This window comes from Methanomicrobium sp. W14 (assembly GCF_017875315.1).
Taxonomy (GTDB): Archaea; Halobacteriota; Methanomicrobia; order Methanomicrobiales; family Methanomicrobiaceae; genus Methanomicrobium.
On sequence record NZ_JAGGMM010000001.1, the window covers coordinates 19,646 to 33,363 of the forward strand.

General features: G+C 46.6%; 18 protein-coding genes and 2 tRNA genes. 19 read left to right on the plus strand and 1 reads right to left on the minus strand.

The annotated features are described in order from the left end of the window. The first annotated feature begins 225 nt into the window (after nt 1-225). The 19 genes from J2128_RS00105 (at nt 226) to J2128_RS00195 (ending at nt 12,846) form a co-directional block, all read left to right on the plus strand. Nucleotides 226-309: transfer RNA gene (locus J2128_RS00105), tRNA-Ser, on the plus strand. A 32-nt stretch (nt 310-341) separates the two neighbouring features. After that, on the plus strand, nt 342-791 hold the full coding sequence (locus J2128_RS00110; protein WP_209688754.1) for a 30S ribosomal protein S13: 450 nt from the start codon (nt 342-344) through the stop codon (nt 789-791). Nucleotides 792-804: 13 nt separating this feature from the next. Next, the gene (locus J2128_RS00115) at nt 805-1,353 is read left to right on the plus strand and encodes a 30S ribosomal protein S4 (protein WP_209688755.1); all 549 of its coding nucleotides are present in this window, start codon (nt 805-807) and stop codon (nt 1,351-1,353) included. Further along, nucleotides 1,353-1,748, plus strand: a complete 396-nt coding sequence (locus J2128_RS00120) for a 30S ribosomal protein S11 (RefSeq protein ID WP_209688756.1) — start codon at nt 1,353-1,355, stop codon at nt 1,746-1,748. Before J2128_RS00115 ends, J2128_RS00120 begins: the two co-directional genes overlap by 1 nt. A 3-nt stretch (nt 1,749-1,751) precedes the next feature. Beyond that, nucleotides 1,752-2,573 carry a DNA-directed RNA polymerase subunit D gene (locus tag J2128_RS00125; RefSeq protein ID WP_209688757.1) on the plus strand — a complete coding sequence of 274 codons (822 nt, stop codon included), beginning with the start codon at nt 1,752-1,754 and terminating at the stop codon, nt 2,571-2,573. 2 nt (nt 2,574-2,575) lie between these two features. Next, complete coding sequence (locus J2128_RS00130) at nt 2,576-2,941, plus strand: 50S ribosomal protein L18e (RefSeq protein WP_209688758.1); 366 nt, start codon at nt 2,576-2,578, stop codon at nt 2,939-2,941. A 5-nt stretch (nt 2,942-2,946) separates the two neighbouring features. Then, nucleotides 2,947-3,369: a 50S ribosomal protein L13 gene (locus J2128_RS00135; RefSeq protein WP_209688759.1), complete on the plus strand. Its 423-nt coding sequence runs from the start codon at nt 2,947-2,949 to the stop codon at nt 3,367-3,369. A gap of 15 nt (nt 3,370-3,384) precedes the next feature. Continuing rightward, nucleotides 3,385-3,786 carry a 30S ribosomal protein S9 gene (locus J2128_RS00140; protein WP_209688760.1) on the plus strand — a complete coding sequence of 134 codons (402 nt, stop codon included), beginning with the start codon at nt 3,385-3,387 and terminating at the stop codon, nt 3,784-3,786. Nucleotides 3,787-3,820: 34 nt separating this feature from the next. Continuing rightward, the gene (locus J2128_RS00145; RefSeq protein WP_209688761.1) at nt 3,821-4,009 is read left to right on the plus strand and encodes a DNA-directed RNA polymerase subunit N; all 189 of its coding nucleotides are present in this window, start codon (nt 3,821-3,823) and stop codon (nt 4,007-4,009) included. 8 nt (nt 4,010-4,017) lie between these two features. Continuing rightward, nucleotides 4,018-4,090, plus strand: a tRNA-Pro gene (locus J2128_RS00150). Nucleotides 4,091-4,138: 48 nt separating this feature from the next. Beyond that, a complete protein-coding gene (locus J2128_RS00155) occupies nt 4,139-4,306 on the plus strand; it encodes a DNA-directed RNA polymerase subunit K (protein WP_209688762.1) in 168 nt (55 codons plus the stop codon). A gap of 24 nt (nt 4,307-4,330) precedes the next feature. Further along, nucleotides 4,331-4,939, plus strand: a complete 609-nt coding sequence (gene rpsB, locus J2128_RS00160; RefSeq protein ID WP_209688763.1) for a 30S ribosomal protein S2 — start codon at nt 4,331-4,333, stop codon at nt 4,937-4,939. Between the two features lie 34 nt (nt 4,940-4,973). After that, the gene (gene amrB / locus J2128_RS00165; RefSeq protein WP_209688764.1) at nt 4,974-5,777 is read left to right on the plus strand and encodes an AmmeMemoRadiSam system protein B; all 804 of its coding nucleotides are present in this window, start codon (nt 4,974-4,976) and stop codon (nt 5,775-5,777) included. Nucleotides 5,778-5,786: 9 nt separating this feature from the next. Beyond that, entirely contained in the window at nt 5,787-6,686 is a 900-nt protein-coding gene (gene mvk, locus J2128_RS00170; RefSeq protein ID WP_209688765.1) for a mevalonate kinase, read from the plus strand. Continuing rightward, nucleotides 6,652-7,413, plus strand: coding sequence for an isopentenyl phosphate kinase (locus J2128_RS00175; protein WP_209688766.1), 762 nt, complete (start codon nt 6,652-6,654; stop codon nt 7,411-7,413). The genes mvk and J2128_RS00175 overlap by 35 nt, the downstream gene beginning before the upstream one ends. Before the next feature lie 335 nt (nt 7,414-7,748). Further along, nucleotides 7,749-8,810, plus strand: a complete 1,062-nt coding sequence (gene fni, locus J2128_RS00180; protein WP_209690163.1) for a type 2 isopentenyl-diphosphate Delta-isomerase — start codon at nt 7,749-7,751, stop codon at nt 8,808-8,810. Nucleotides 8,811-8,814: 4 nt separating this feature from the next. Beyond that, nucleotides 8,815-10,161, plus strand: a complete 1,347-nt coding sequence (locus J2128_RS00185) for an RNase J family beta-CASP ribonuclease (protein ID WP_209688767.1) — start codon at nt 8,815-8,817, stop codon at nt 10,159-10,161. Between the two features lie 30 nt (nt 10,162-10,191). Then, entirely contained in the window at nt 10,192-11,157 is a 966-nt protein-coding gene (locus J2128_RS00190; RefSeq protein ID WP_209688768.1) for a polyprenyl synthetase family protein, read from the plus strand. Nucleotides 11,158-11,160: 3 nt separating this feature from the next. Continuing rightward, complete coding sequence (locus J2128_RS00195; RefSeq protein WP_209688769.1) at nt 11,161-12,846, plus strand: glutamate--tRNA ligase; 1,686 nt, start codon at nt 11,161-11,163, stop codon at nt 12,844-12,846. Nucleotides 12,847-12,923: 77 nt separating this feature from the next. Here J2128_RS00195 and J2128_RS00200 read toward each other — a convergent pair whose 3' ends face one another. Beyond that, complete coding sequence (locus tag J2128_RS00200; RefSeq protein ID WP_209688770.1) at nt 12,924-13,673, minus strand: TrmB family transcriptional regulator; 750 nt, start codon at nt 13,671-13,673, stop codon at nt 12,924-12,926. Between the last annotated feature and the right edge of the window lie 45 nt (nt 13,674-13,718).

The window sequence follows — 13,718 nt, forward strand, 5'->3', positions numbered from 1 at the left end:
TTGTTAAATTCCATAAACTCCTGATTTCAGGAAATAATGATTAATCTGCCAGGAAGATATTTTCTCCTGCAGAAAAAATTGTTATTGCCGGTGCTGTTTTTTACAGAATATTTTACAGAAAAACCACAATACTTAATAGTGAATCCTTCTGATCTATATAAGCAACATTCATGGAGCAACACAATCTTTGTGTGTTGCGAGTGTCGAAAGATGCGAGATTACTCTGTTGAGGTAGCCAAGCCAGGCATGGCGCGGGGTTGCTAACCCCGTGTCCCTTGGGACTCGGGGGTTCAAATCCCCCCCTCAACGCTTTCGAGCGAATCTCACTGTGAGGCAGTTGAATGGAAGAAAAAGAGATTAACTACTTTGTTAGGATTGAAAACGCTGATCTTGACGGTACAAAACCGGTTCAGATAGCTCTGACCGGACTTCCGGGCATAGGGATGCACACGTCCGTAACAATCGCGAAAATGGCTGAAGTAGACCCTCGTGCAACGATTGGTCTTCTTGAAGAAGATTCGGTCAACCGTATACGCGAGGTTTTATCGTCCTATATAGAGCGTGTTCCGTCATGGATGCTTAACCGCCAGAAGGACTACTACGCAGGAGAAGCAAAGCAACTTCTGGGTTCGGATCTTAGCATGGCGATTGATGACGATGTCAACCGCATGAGAAAGATCCGCTGTTACCGTGGTATTCGTCATGAAACAGGCCAGAAAGTCAGAGGACAGCGTACGAAATCGACAGGAAGACGCGGAACTACTGTTGGTGTCAGCAGGAAGAAGGTCTAAACGGGTGATGTAAATGGTATATCCAGGAAAAAATCACAAATCATATGATACTCCCAAAAGACGCTTTGAGAAGTCCCGTATCGAGGATGAAAACAGGCTTTTGATTGAATACGGTCTCCGTAACAAGAAAGAACTGTGGAAAGCGGAGAGTATTCTTAGACGTTACCGCCGTGCGGCAAGGCATCTTCTTGCACTGAAGTCATCTTCTGTGGACGCAGACCTCGCGAAGAGCAAGGAAGATGAGCTTCTCGGTCACCTTGAACGTTATGGACTTCTTGGTGGAAATGCAGGTATTGGTGATATTCTTTCGATGAAGATTGAAAACGAGCTTGAGCGCCGCTTACAGACAATTGTCTACAGGCGTGGTCTTGCACGTTCACCAAAGCAGGCACGCCAGATGATTACTCACGGTCACATCTGCGTTGAAGGAAGAAGGGTCAACATCCCCGGATTCCGCGTGAGAAAGTCAGAAGAGTCTTCTATTGGTTATTACAACTCATCCCCGCTCAACGATGACGCTCATCCTGAGCGTGCCAGAATCCAGTCGGGAGGCAGAGCATAATGGCAGATTCAAATGAAAAATGGGGTGTTGCGCACATCTTTGCTTCATTTAACAATACTGTGGTAACAGTTACCGATTTATCCGGTGCAGAGACAATAACAAAGTCCAGCGGCGGAATGGTTGTGAAGCAGGCCCGTAACGAGAGTTCACCTTATGCCGCAATGCAGATTGCTGCAAACGTAGCCCAGGCTGCAAAGGATAAAGGGATTTTCGGTCTCCACGTAAAGGTGCGTGCGCCCGGCAGAGGAAAACAGCGCAGTCCCGGTCCCGGTGCGCAGGCAGCAATTCGTGCGCTTGCCCGTGCAGGGATGAAGATTGGACGTATTGAAGATGTAACGCCCGTTCCACACGACAGCATTCGTGCAAAGGGTGGAAGAAGGGGCAGGAGAGTCTGATTAATGGATATTGCGTTCAGCAGACTTGAGAGCGAAGCCGTGAAATTTGTTCTCTCCGGCTCACACCCGGCGTTTGCGAATTCACTGAGACGGTCAATGATAGGTGAGGTTCCAAAGCTTGCAATAGAAGATGTTATGATCTATGATAACAGCAGTGCACTCTTTGATGAAATGCTTGCGCACCGTCTCGGCTTAATTCCGCTCAAAACAAACCTTTCAGATTACAAAAAAAAGTCCGAGTGCTCCTGCGGAGGAAAAGGGTGCCCGTCATGCGAAGCAGTGTATACGCTTAGCGTCGAAGGTCCCGGTCTTGTTAAATCAAGTGATTTAATTCCGCAGAATCCTGATGCAGCACCGGTAAGCCCTAATATCCCTATTGTCAAACTTGAGGAAGGGCAGAAAGTGGTGCTTGAAGCGCACGCAGAGATTAACATAGGCCTTGAACATGCGAAATGGCAGTCGACACTTGCATGTGGCTATAAGGCATACCCTGTCGTTAAGATTGATGACAGGTGTGATGCCTGCGGTCGTTGTGTAGAGGAATGCCCTAGGAATGTCCTGAAGCTTGGTAAAAAATCCGCAGAAGTGGTGGATGGAAAGCTTGAGGCCTGTTCCATGTGCAGGCTCTGTGAAAAGGCATGCCTTGCAAGCGGAAATGAAAAGTCGGCTATACACATCGAACCTGACAATACGAGGTTCGTATTTGTTGTGGAAAGCGACGGATCAATGGCTGTAAAGGATATAATATTATACGGACTTTCCAATCTCAAAGGCAAATCCGATAGTCTGGTGGATGTATTAACCAATATTTCTGGAGCGATCTAAAAATGAAAGCTGCAAAAACAAATCCACGCTATACTGCCCTTGTTACAATGCTCAGGGAAGCATCCCGGGCAAACGAAGCAGGCATCTGGCGTGAAATTGCAAAGAGACTGGAAGCTCCCAGCAAAAATTTCGCTGAAGTGAACCTGGGCAAGATAAACAGATACGCCCGTGAAGGCGAAACTCTGATTGTACCGGGAAAGGTACTCGGGAGCGGAATTCTTGACACCGGGGTCAGTGTAAGTGTTGCAGCACTGAACTTCAGTGACGCTGCCGCATCAAAGATAAAAGATGCAAAAGGAACCTGTATGACAATAGAAGACCTCGTGAAGACCAACCCCGAGGGTAAAAAAATCAGGATTCTGAGGTGAAGGATATGGTGACCGTAATTGATGCAACAGACCTTCGTCTTGGAAGGCTTGCAAGTAATGTGGCAAAGCGTGCCCTTGAAGGTGAGGAAATTGCAATTATCAACGCTGAAAACGCGGTAATTTCCGGTGCCCGTGCCCGTGTCCTCTCGGACTATGACACAAAGCGCAAGCGCGGCTCAAGAGAGGGCGGGCCTTTCTTTCCCAGAAGGCCTGAACATATTGTAAAACGCACGATAAGAGGTATGGTCCCATACAAGAGGCAGCGCGGTGCAGAGGCACTTAAGCTTATCAGAGTTTATGTCGGCACTCCTGTGCAGTTTGCAGATGCAGAGGTTGAAATAATCGAGTCTGCACACGTTGACGGAATGTCAACGCCAAAGTATGTAACTGTCGGTGCGGTAAGCAAAAACCTTGGAGGAAAGTTCTAAGGGGGTTTAACAAAGATGTCCAAAGTTGTTAATACAAGTGGTAAAAGAAAGACGGCAATTGCCCGTGCAACTTTAAGAGAAGGAAATGGACGTGTCCGTATAAACTCCATTCCTCTTGAGATCTACGGGACCGATCTTTCCCGCATGAAAATATCCGAGCCCCTTCTCCTGATTCCGGGAGTCCTTGACGGCGTTGATGCAAGCATTGACGTTAGCGGAGGCGGATACATGGGCCAGGCTGAGGCAGTCAGAACAGCACTTGCACGCGGCATTGTTGAATGGTACAATGACCCGAAGATAAAGGATACGTTCCTTGCATACGACAGGACGCTTGTTGTCAACGATTCGCGTCAGAAAGAAGCCAAGAAACCTCACGGCCGCGGTGCAAGAAAGAAATTCCAAAAGTCTTATCGTTAAGATATGCTAAAACATAAGGGAGAGATCTGATCATATGATACCAGTCCGGTGCTTCACGTGTGGAAAGGTAATTTCTACTGAATGGGAAGAGTTTAAAAGACGCAGAGATGCCGGGGAGGATCCAAGAGAGATTCTTGATGATCTTGGGCTTGAGCGCTACTGCTGCAGGCGTATGCTGCTCACCCATATAGAGATCATAGACGATCTCAACCATTATCAATAAATTTAGGAGGGGTCGTGGGGTAGCCTGGAATCCTATGGCGTTCGGGATGCTGTGACCTGAGTTCGAATCTCAGCGACCCCATTTTCCAAAAATTATTGTAATTACATTATAAGATTTTGTGGAGTCATAATGGAATCATACACCAGATATGAAAGAGCCAGAATTGTTGGGGCACGTTCCCTTCAGATATCAATGGGAGCCCCCGTTCTGGTGAAAAGTGACAAAATCGATCCTTTGGAGATCGCAATTGAAGAGTACCAGAAAGGTGTCATACCAATTACTGTAAAAAGAAGTTAGAGTTAGTTATTAGGAGCTGATGTATTGAACGCAAATGAAATAGATATTGAGCTTAAAGAATCGCTTGTTCCTGTGGAAGACTATCTGGCGGCAGGAGTACATATCGGTACCCAGCAGAAGAGTCAGGACATGAAAAAGTTCATCTACCGCGTACGCGGTGACGGACTGTATATTCTTGACATTCAGCAGACGGATGAGCGTATAAAAACCGCAGCAGAGTTTCTTTCAAAGTATGAACCGGCAAAGATACTCGTAGTCACCTCCCGTCAGTACGGTCAGTATCCTGCGAAGAAATTTGCAGACGCAATCGGAGGAATTTCCAAGGTAGGACGTTTTATCCCCGGTATGCTTACCAACCAGAAGATTTCACAGTATGTTGAACCTGATGTAATTGTTGTAACAGACCCAATCGGAGATTCGCAGGCAATCAATGAGGCAGTTCAGTGTGGAGTTCCTGTTGTTGCACTCTGCGACACAAACAACATCACAAAGTACATTGACCTTGTAATCCCGACAAACAACAAGGGAAGAAAGGCACTTAGTATGATCTACTACCTCCTGACCCGGGAAATTCTTCTGAAGAGGGGAATTACTACTTCACTTACTCCCGAGGATTTCGAGATAGAATTATAAATATTTTTAAGGTTTTTTAGGTACATCACTTTTTATGGTGACACGCAGGGCTACTTATGCGGGGATGTTCTATCCCGACAATCCTGCTTTATTAAAACAAGAGATTGGCGCTTTTTTTGACAATGTAAAATCTGAATCGGGTAAAAGGCCGTATGGAATAGTCTGTCCGCATGCAGGAATAGTTTATTCGGGCCAGACTGCGGCATATTCGTATTCTGCTGTCAAAAATAGTTTTAAGGGGACTTTTATAGTAATAGGCCCGAGCCATGCCGGGTATCCCGACTGCACCTCGTCTCTTTCGTGGCAGACCCCCCTGGGAGTCGCGGAAAACGATTCCGTTTTAACGGAGAGTCTTTCCGGGTATATAAGCGAAGACAATTTTTCCCAGGAACAGAGGGAGAACTCTCTTGAGGTCCAGATGCCTTTCATAAAATACAGGTTTTCCGGTGCGAAGGTTGCAACGGTTCTTATGGGGGATCAGAGCAGGCGCAACGCACTTCGTGTGGCAAAGGCAATATATAATGCTGTTTTAGATACAAACTCTGATGTAATAGTTGTTGCATCTTCCGACTTTTCGCATTACGTTCCTGTTTTTCAGGCGGAAAAATATGATAAATATGCGATAGATGCGCTGAAAAATCTGGATACGGCTGAATTTTACCGTCGAATTTTTGATGAGGGTATCAGCGCGTGCGGGTACGGCCCTATAACGGCAATGGTTGAATACTCCAGGATGAGAGGAGCAGAGTCCGGGGTACTTCTCAACTATTCGACAAGCGGCGAGATATCGGGTGATTATTCACAGGTGGTCGGTTATGCGGCAATATCAGTGGAGTAAGATATCTATATGGCTACCTGGAGTGCACCGGGAAAGGTGTTTTTGTTTGGCGAGCATGCCGTGGTTTTCGGCAAACCCGGCATAGCTATGGCTATAAAACCGAGAGTTTATGTGACCGTAAGAAAGTCGCGGACCCCTGCAAGGGTGAATTCACCATATATAGAAGAGTGCTTTTCAGAGACAGGAGTTACAGGAAGCGTCTATATTCATTCCCAGCTTCCGAGTTCATCCGGTCTCGGCTCATCTGCCGCTGTAACAGTCGCAACGCTTTCTGCAATAAATGACGAGTTCAGACTGAATCTCGGTCGTCTTGATATAGCCTCTCTTGCATATAAAATAGAGAGAAAAGTCCAGAAGGGGCGCGCAAGCCCGACGGACACATTTGTGTCAGCTTATGGCGGCCTCGTCCTGATAAAGGACGGCAAAAGAAGACGGCTCCCTCCAGAAAATTTCAATATAGTCATAGGAAATACTATGGTCTCGCATAAGACATCCGAACTTGTGGAGATGGTTGGTGAGTTTCGGATGAGCAACCCTCTTGTCGTAGACCCTATCCTTGATGCGATTGAGGCCGTAACGACACGCTCCATGCACAACTTCCAGAACCTTAAGCTTCTGGGGAGGTACATGGACGTAAACAATGCACTACTGGAGGCGCTTGGTGTCGGGCACCCCTCGCTTTCAAAACTTGTCTCGGCTTCACGTGCAGCAGGAGCATATGGTGCAAAGATGACGGGCGCAGGAGGGGGGGGGTGCATGATAGCGCTCTGTCCAAAGCGTTCGAAAAGCAAAGTTGCAGGTGCTATTGAAGCGGCTGACGGCAAGGCTATCATAACGACGATTGATACTGACGGCGCAAGAAAAGAGGACGATAATGCCAGAACTGATTATACTAAAACTGGGCGGTAGCGTAATCACCGATAAATCAAAGAAATGCAGCGTGAACGAAGAGCGTATTTCTGCACTTTCACGGGAGATTTCCCAAAGAAAGGACATATTCCCGGTAATAATCCACGGTGCGGGTTCATGCGGACATCCTGAGGCGAAAGAACATCACCTTGATAAAGGGTTAGATCAAACAAATAGAGCAGGTATATTTATCACGCACCGTGCAGTCAAAAGGCTTAACAATGCGGTGGTAAACGCGCTTCGTGCCAGTGGTGTTGAGTCTGTAGGGATTCACCCGCTTGATGCATGTACTGCGAAAAACGGACGTCTAATATCATTTGAATGCAGGCCTCTGGAGCTCCTCATAAAAAACGGGGTTGTACCTGTTCTTCACGGGGATGTCGTGATGGATGAGGATAGAGGAGCCTGCATTGTATCAGGAGATCAGCTGGTAAGTTATCTTGCATGCGCAATTCACGCTGAAAGAATCGGGCTTGCAACAGATGTACCGGGCGTACTTAAAGACGGCAGGGTGATACCCGTTATCACATCCGCTTCCGCCCGGAGTCTTGAAATCAACGAATCAGGAAATACGGATGTCACCGGGGGTATGAGAGGGAAGATAAATGAACTTCTTATGCTTGCAGAGAACGGAATTGAATCAAGCATATTTCACGTCTCAAGGACTGGTGATTTCCTGGACGGGCGCGACCATGGCGGAACGGTTGTTACCAGTGAGAGGTCATAAAAGGGTTTAAGACTTTTTGCAAAGTGGAAATTTAAGAATTCCTGCTTAAAAGAGGCTGACCCCGGCTTAAAACTCAGATAACACCCTAGAAAGGCAGGTGCAGTAAAAAAAGGGCCGTTTGCATGCAGGTGTCAAAGGCCGGTTTATGGGCAGAAATTTAAAAAAATGCGCTGAAATATCGTAAATCGGTTGTTTTGGGACAGACAGAAAAACTTTGGAGATAAAAAAATTTCTGTCCACGGTCTTTTGCAAAGTTCATGCTGTGTTCTGCCTTTTAACTGCAATCAGACACTGTCATATATACTGAATAAATCAAAAACCAGGGGCTGGTTAATATAAAGAAATCCGGATATACTTCCTCGCGGAAAAAAGAGCATCTGGAAATCTGCTGCGAAAAAGATGTGGAAGCAGGATTTTCAGGTTTTGACGATATCAGGCTTGTGCATAACGCACTGCCTGAGTGTGGTATGGATAAGATAGATACTTCTGTCAGGTTTCTTGGGTTTAATATGTCCTCTCCGCTGTTTATTGCGGCAATGACCGGAGGTCATCCCGATACGCGTGAGATAAACATGCGGCTTGCCTATGCTGCCGATATGTTCAATATAGGAATGGGTGTCGGATCCCAGCGTGCTGCACTTGAAAACCCGGAACTGGAGGACAGTTTTACCGTTGTCCGCGAAGCCGCACCCAAAGCATTTCTGTGCGGAAATCTCGGGGCCGTCCAGCTCCGCGAGAAGGGTCCCGAGTGGGCAGACAGGGCCGTGGAAATGATTGACGCCCAGGCTTTATGCATACACCTTAACCCTTTGCAGGAAGCCATACAGCCTGAAGGCGATCATGATTCAGAAGGCTGCCTTGAAGCCATAAGAGACCTGTGCAGAACGTCGAAGTATCCTGTTATAGCAAAGGAAACCGGATGCGGAATCTGCTATGAGACTGCAAAGAAACTATGGGGCGCCGGTGTTTCCGCGATTGACACGGGAGGTCTCGGCGGGACGTCGTGGGCCGCCGTTGAAGCGGTTAGAGCGGATGACATGCGTCTTGTGGGTGCCGGCAGAAAATTCTCAGACTGGGGTATTCCCACGGCAGTCTCTGTCATGGAAATTGCTGGTAAAGATAAGCCCGTTATTGCGACCGGAGGCTTAAGGTCAGGTATAGATGTCGCAAAGGCGGTCGCTCTTGGTGCAGACCTTGGAGGCATGGCCCTCCCTCTTTTAAAGCCTGCAATGCAGAGCCGTGAGATTCTTGTAGAAAAAATAGAGGAATTCCTGCATGAACTTACAATTTCCATGTATCTTACAGGCTCCAAAAACTGCGCCGAACTTTCAGGGGCCAGGACATATATGACCGGTCTGACCCGGGAAATAATTGAATTCGAAAAATTCAGGAGATAACAATATGGATGTTGAAATAATAGCCGTAGGCGGTTATAATGAGGTAGGCAGAAATATGACTGCCGTCCGCTGCGGCAAAGAGATCGTAATCTTTGATATGGGGCTGAGGCTTGACCAGATTATGATCCACGAGGATGCTGAAGTCGAAAATATGCATTCTCTGGATCTAATCGAGATGAAAGCCATTCCCGACGATACAATCATGAATATGGTGGAGGGCAGTGTCAAGGCTATTGTATGCACTCATGGTCATCTTGACCATATCGGCGCAATACCAAAGCTTGCCCACAGGTACAATGCACCGATTATAGGGACTCCATATACTGCCAAACTCATAGAGCAGCAGATTGAGGGAGAAAAAAAGTTCGGTGTTACGAACAAAGTGTTCTCACTTAATGCAGGACAGAAATACAGGTATGAGATTTCAAAGGACTTAAGCCTTGAATTCGTAAACGTCCAGCACTCAATTATTGATACGGCGATGGCGGTTTTGCATACACCTGCCGGAATAATCGTTTACGCCAACGATTTCAAGCTTGACAGGACACCTGTCGTAGGAAACCCACCTGATTTCGCCCGTATGCGTGAACTCGGAAAGGAAGGTGTTCTTGCACTTATCATCGAGAGCACAAATGTCAGGCTTCCGGGAAGATGCCCGAGCGAGAGGGTTGCCCAGAGGCTTGTACGGGATGTGATGACAAGTTATGAAGATGATAAGAGTGCAATGATTGTAAGCACATTCTCATCCCACATCGCCCGTGTAAAGACTATTGCAGAATGCGCATATGAAATCGGAAGAAAGCCGGTTCTTCTCGGAAGGTCCATGGAAAGGTATGCTGCAACCGCTGAACAGATGAAGCTTGTCGGTTTCCCTGACAATGTGTCTATGTTTGGTAACCGTAAGACTGTTGACAGGACTATGCGTCGTATTATGAAGGAAGGGAAGGATAAGTATGTCCCAATCGTTACCGGCCACCAGGGAGAACCCGGTGCGATTCTCACGCGTCTTGCCGCCGGGAATACGCCGTACCGGATTGACAAGGGAGACAAGATTTTATACAGTGCCAATGTCATTCCGAATCCTATGAATTACGGGCAGAGGCATCATCAGGAAATACTTCTTAAGATGAAAGGCGCACGTATATTCGAGGGCCTCCACGTAAGCGGCCATGCACAGCGCGAAGACCATTACGAAATAATCAACCTGCTGAACCCCCAGCATATAATTCCGTCTCACGGCGATGTCGACATGACCGGTGAGTACGTCAAACTTACCGAGGAATGCGGGTATACGCTTGGGAACGATGTGCATCTTTTAAGAAACGGCATGAGAGTCTGTGTAACCAAATAGAAAAAATGTATTACTGAAGGGATTATTGACATGAAACTTGAAGAGTATCTTGAATCTGTTGCAGAGGACGTTGATCTTGAGCTCAACCGGCTTTTCGGTTCGGCTCCGGGGGAACTTAACAAGGCAAGTGCCCACCTTCTTCTTGCCGGAGGCAAGAGGCTCAGGCCTGCTGTAGTAATACTTGCGGCAGACATTGTAAAAAATGGAAGTTCACGTGAAATTTTTCCGGCGGCGCTTGCCCTTGAGGTGACGCATACTTTCACTTTAGTGCATGACGACATAATGGACGATGATTCCCAGCGGCGCGGTGTCCCTACCGTTCACTGCAAATGGAACATGCCGACGGCGGTTCTTGCAGGTGATGTCCTTTATGCTGAAGCCTTTGAGCTTATTACAAGGGCTATTGCTGACAGCCAGGCAAAGGTCCTGAGTGTTGAGATTCTTGCAAGGACCTGCGTTGAAATCTGCCAGGGCCAACACGAGGATATGACTTTTGAAGACCGCAACGATGTGCTTGACTACGAGTACATAGACATGGTCGGGAAAAAGACCGGAAAACTCTATGCGGCAGCAGCCGCTATAGGAGGTACTCTTGCCGGCGGAAACGTAAACCAGGTGCAGGCACTTCACGACTGGGGGTACAACAGCGGAATTGCCTTCCAGATTCAGGACGATCTTATAGATTTGCTCTCAACTTCTGATAAGAGCGGAAAGGACAGGGCTTCAGACCTCCGTGAAGGAAAACAGACTATTGTCGCAATAAAAGCCCGTGAGGCCGGAGTCGACCTCTCCAAATACAGAAAACCCGACCTCACTGATGCGGAGATTGATGAAGCGATAGCTCTTCTTGAAAAGTCAGGTGTTATTTCGGAAGTAAAAAAGAATGCGCAGAAATATGTCACCCGTGCAAAAGAGATGCTGGAAGGTCTTCCCGACTGCGATGAGAGAAAACTTCTTGGAGATATTACAGACTATTTCATCAGCAGGTGTTTTTAAAGTATGCCAGTAGACCCAAAAGAGTTTTTTCTCGTATATGCACTTGAAAATGCAGTCACACATAACAGCGTTCCGAAGGCAGGTGCAGTTCTCGGGATGCTCATGGGGAAGCATCCTGAATTCCGGTCGCAGGCAAAGGAGATGTCTGCTGTTCTTAAGGATGTCCTGAATGAGGTGGAAGCCCTCTCTTCCGAAGAGAGAGTTGAACGCCTTAAAAAGCTATCTCCTGAATTTTTCACTCACAAGGATGAAAAGAAAGAGAAGGTGCGCGGTCTGCGCGAGCTGAAAAATGTCGGTGAGAACGGAGTTGTGATGCGTTTTGCACCAAACCCCAGCGGTCCCCTGCACCTCGGACATGCACGTGCGGCATACCTTAACGACTACTACGTGCGCCGCTACAAAGGGCGCTACATCTTAAGAATTGAAGATACCGACCCGAGACGTGTTGAGCCTGAGAACTACGGTCTTCTCCTGGACGACGTGAAGTGGCTTGGAATAAACATAACCGAGACCGTTTACCAGAGTGACAGGTTTGACATATACTACGAATACGGTAAGAAGCTTATCGAAATTGGCGGGGCTTATGTATGTACATGCGATTCCGAGGTATTCAGGGAGCTTAAAAACAGCAAAAAGGAATGCCCGTGCCGTAAAAATTCGATAGAAAAGAACCTTGAACTGTGGAAGAGGATGCTTGCAGGTGAGTTTCCTGAAGGGACAATCACTGTAAGAGTGAAGACCGACATGAACCATCCCGACCCTGCGATGCGGGACTTTTCAATTTTCAGGGTCGTCGACCACCCTCACCCGAAGATTGATGCGAAGGTCTACCCGATGATGAATCTCTCTGTCGTCATTGACGATCACCTTCTCGGAGTGACCCATGTTATCCGCGGCAAGGACCACATTGCAAACACAAGACGTCAGGCATATATCTACGATTATTTCGGGTGGAATCCTCCCGAGTACCACCATTACGGCAGGATGTCAATAGGTGACGTTGTTCTTTCTACAAGCGCGATGAAGGAAGGAATAAAGACAGGCATCTATACATGGTGGGACGATATTCACCTCGGTACTCTGAAGGCGATTGCAAGGAGGGGAATTCTTCCCGAGGCTGTAAGAAACTGCATGATTGATATCGGCGTAGGTCAGACTGACATAAAGTTCTCATGGGAAAATCTTTTTGCTGAAAACAAAGCACTTGTTGACCCTGTTTCAAACCGCTACTTCTTTGTTCCGAGTCCTGTCAGGTGCGATATAGCCGGCGCACCTAAAGTTACTGCAAAGGCTCTTTTAAACCCGAACGATGAGTCGAAGGGTTACAGAAGTCTTGATTTTGAAGGGTCGCTTTATGCGTGCAGAGACGACCTGAAAGACGTTTCAATGGTCAGGTTCAAGGACCTTTTCAATGCTACGGTAAAACCGGAAGGAGACGGTTTTACTCTTAAATACTGCGGCAAATCCCTTGAAGACGCAAGAAATAAGCATGCCCCGATAATTCAGTGGGTTCCTGCCGGAAAGAATGCAAGATGCACTCTTCTGTCGCCTGATTCAAAAATGGAAGGGTTCTGCGAGGAAGGCGTTATGTCTGAAGTCAACAACGTCGTTCAGTTTGAAAGAATCGGTTTTGCAAGAATTGATTCCGAAAAGGGTGGGAGTGTCACTGCATATTTCGCCCACCACTAATATTTTTATAAATTTTTTAATTGCCGCCCTCTCTCTTGTAAAAAACAGATTTTTTAAAGAAAATTCCTTTTGGAGAGTTATATATGGTCTTCAATCAGATTCAGGTGTGTCAGCCAGCGTGTGATAATATAACTTATGACAGGCAGTTTTGACACAACTCCTATTTTTTTGCTTCCTATATTTACCACGTCAAATGACTCTGTTCTGTCGATTATAACTGAAAAATCGTTTCTGTATTTTATTCCGTCATGGATAATATCCCCCATGATATAGAAAAATTCCTCATTGGCCTTTATAAGGTTCAGGTTTGCACCGGTAAATTTTTCAGGGTCGTCCACAATCACATAAACTGTGCATTTCTTTTGAATTTTCTGCAGTTCAGAGGAGAATCTGCGAAAAAAAAGAGGGTTTCCTGAAAAGACTATAACCTCTTTTCTGGCAGACCTTATAAGAGCGAATATCCTGTTTATTATAGCCTGTTCGTTGTGGATTACCCATAGAGGATATTGTGATGAGGAATCTATATGCAGGTCTCTTAACGTATTCATTGACTGATTTAGCAACTGTGTATACTCGCCGCTAAGGTTCTGGATTACTGTTGTAGGTTCAATGGCACGGTAATATGTTGGGTTTCCATCAAGTATCTCCAAAAATCCTTTTTTCCCCAGTTGTTTGAGGACATCATATATTCTTCCCTGCGGAATGTTTCCTGCCTGGAGGATTTCTCTTGCAGTAGCCTCCCTAAGACCGGCAAGACTTGCATATGCTCGTGCTTCATATTCATTCAGGCCTATTTTTTTGAGATTATCAATCTGTTCTTCAAGCATTGCAACCACTAATAGTTGTATCTGTTTATTATATATGATATTCTG

Excerpts from the sequence above, each read along its gene's own strand:
- J2128_RS00110 (WP_209688754.1), top strand. The coding sequence starts at position 342 with ATGGAAGAAAAAGAGATTAACTACTTTGTTAGGATTGAAAACGCTGAT.
- J2128_RS00115 (WP_209688755.1), top strand. The coding sequence starts at position 805 with ATGGTATATCCAGGAAAAAATCACAAATCATATGATACTCCCAAAAGA.
- J2128_RS00120 (WP_209688756.1), top strand. The coding sequence starts at position 1,353 with ATGGCAGATTCAAATGAAAAATGGGGTGTTGCGCACATCTTTGCTTCA.
- J2128_RS00125 (WP_209688757.1), top strand. The coding sequence starts at position 1,752 with ATGGATATTGCGTTCAGCAGACTTGAGAGCGAAGCCGTGAAATTTGTT.
- J2128_RS00130 (WP_209688758.1), top strand. The coding sequence starts at position 2,576 with ATGAAAGCTGCAAAAACAAATCCACGCTATACTGCCCTTGTTACAATG.
- J2128_RS00135 (WP_209688759.1), top strand. The coding sequence starts at position 2,947 with ATGGTGACCGTAATTGATGCAACAGACCTTCGTCTTGGAAGGCTTGCA.
- J2128_RS00140 (WP_209688760.1), top strand. The coding sequence starts at position 3,385 with ATGTCCAAAGTTGTTAATACAAGTGGTAAAAGAAAGACGGCAATTGCC.
- J2128_RS00145 (WP_209688761.1), top strand. The coding sequence starts at position 3,821 with ATGATACCAGTCCGGTGCTTCACGTGTGGAAAGGTAATTTCTACTGAA.
- J2128_RS00155 (WP_209688762.1), top strand. The coding sequence starts at position 4,139 with ATGGAATCATACACCAGATATGAAAGAGCCAGAATTGTTGGGGCACGT.
- amrB (WP_209688764.1), top strand. The coding sequence starts at position 4,974 with ATGGTGACACGCAGGGCTACTTATGCGGGGATGTTCTATCCCGACAAT.
- mvk (WP_209688765.1), top strand. The coding sequence starts at position 5,787 with ATGGCTACCTGGAGTGCACCGGGAAAGGTGTTTTTGTTTGGCGAGCAT.
- J2128_RS00175 (WP_209688766.1), top strand. The coding sequence starts at position 6,652 with ATGCCAGAACTGATTATACTAAAACTGGGCGGTAGCGTAATCACCGAT.
- J2128_RS00185 (WP_209688767.1), top strand. The coding sequence starts at position 8,815 with ATGGATGTTGAAATAATAGCCGTAGGCGGTTATAATGAGGTAGGCAGA.
- J2128_RS00190 (WP_209688768.1), top strand. The coding sequence starts at position 10,192 with ATGAAACTTGAAGAGTATCTTGAATCTGTTGCAGAGGACGTTGATCTT.
- J2128_RS00195 (WP_209688769.1), top strand. The coding sequence starts at position 11,161 with ATGCCAGTAGACCCAAAAGAGTTTTTTCTCGTATATGCACTTGAAAAT.
- J2128_RS00200 (WP_209688770.1), bottom strand. The coding sequence starts at position 13,673 with ATGCTTGAAGAACAGATTGATAATCTCAAAAAAATAGGCCTGAATGAA.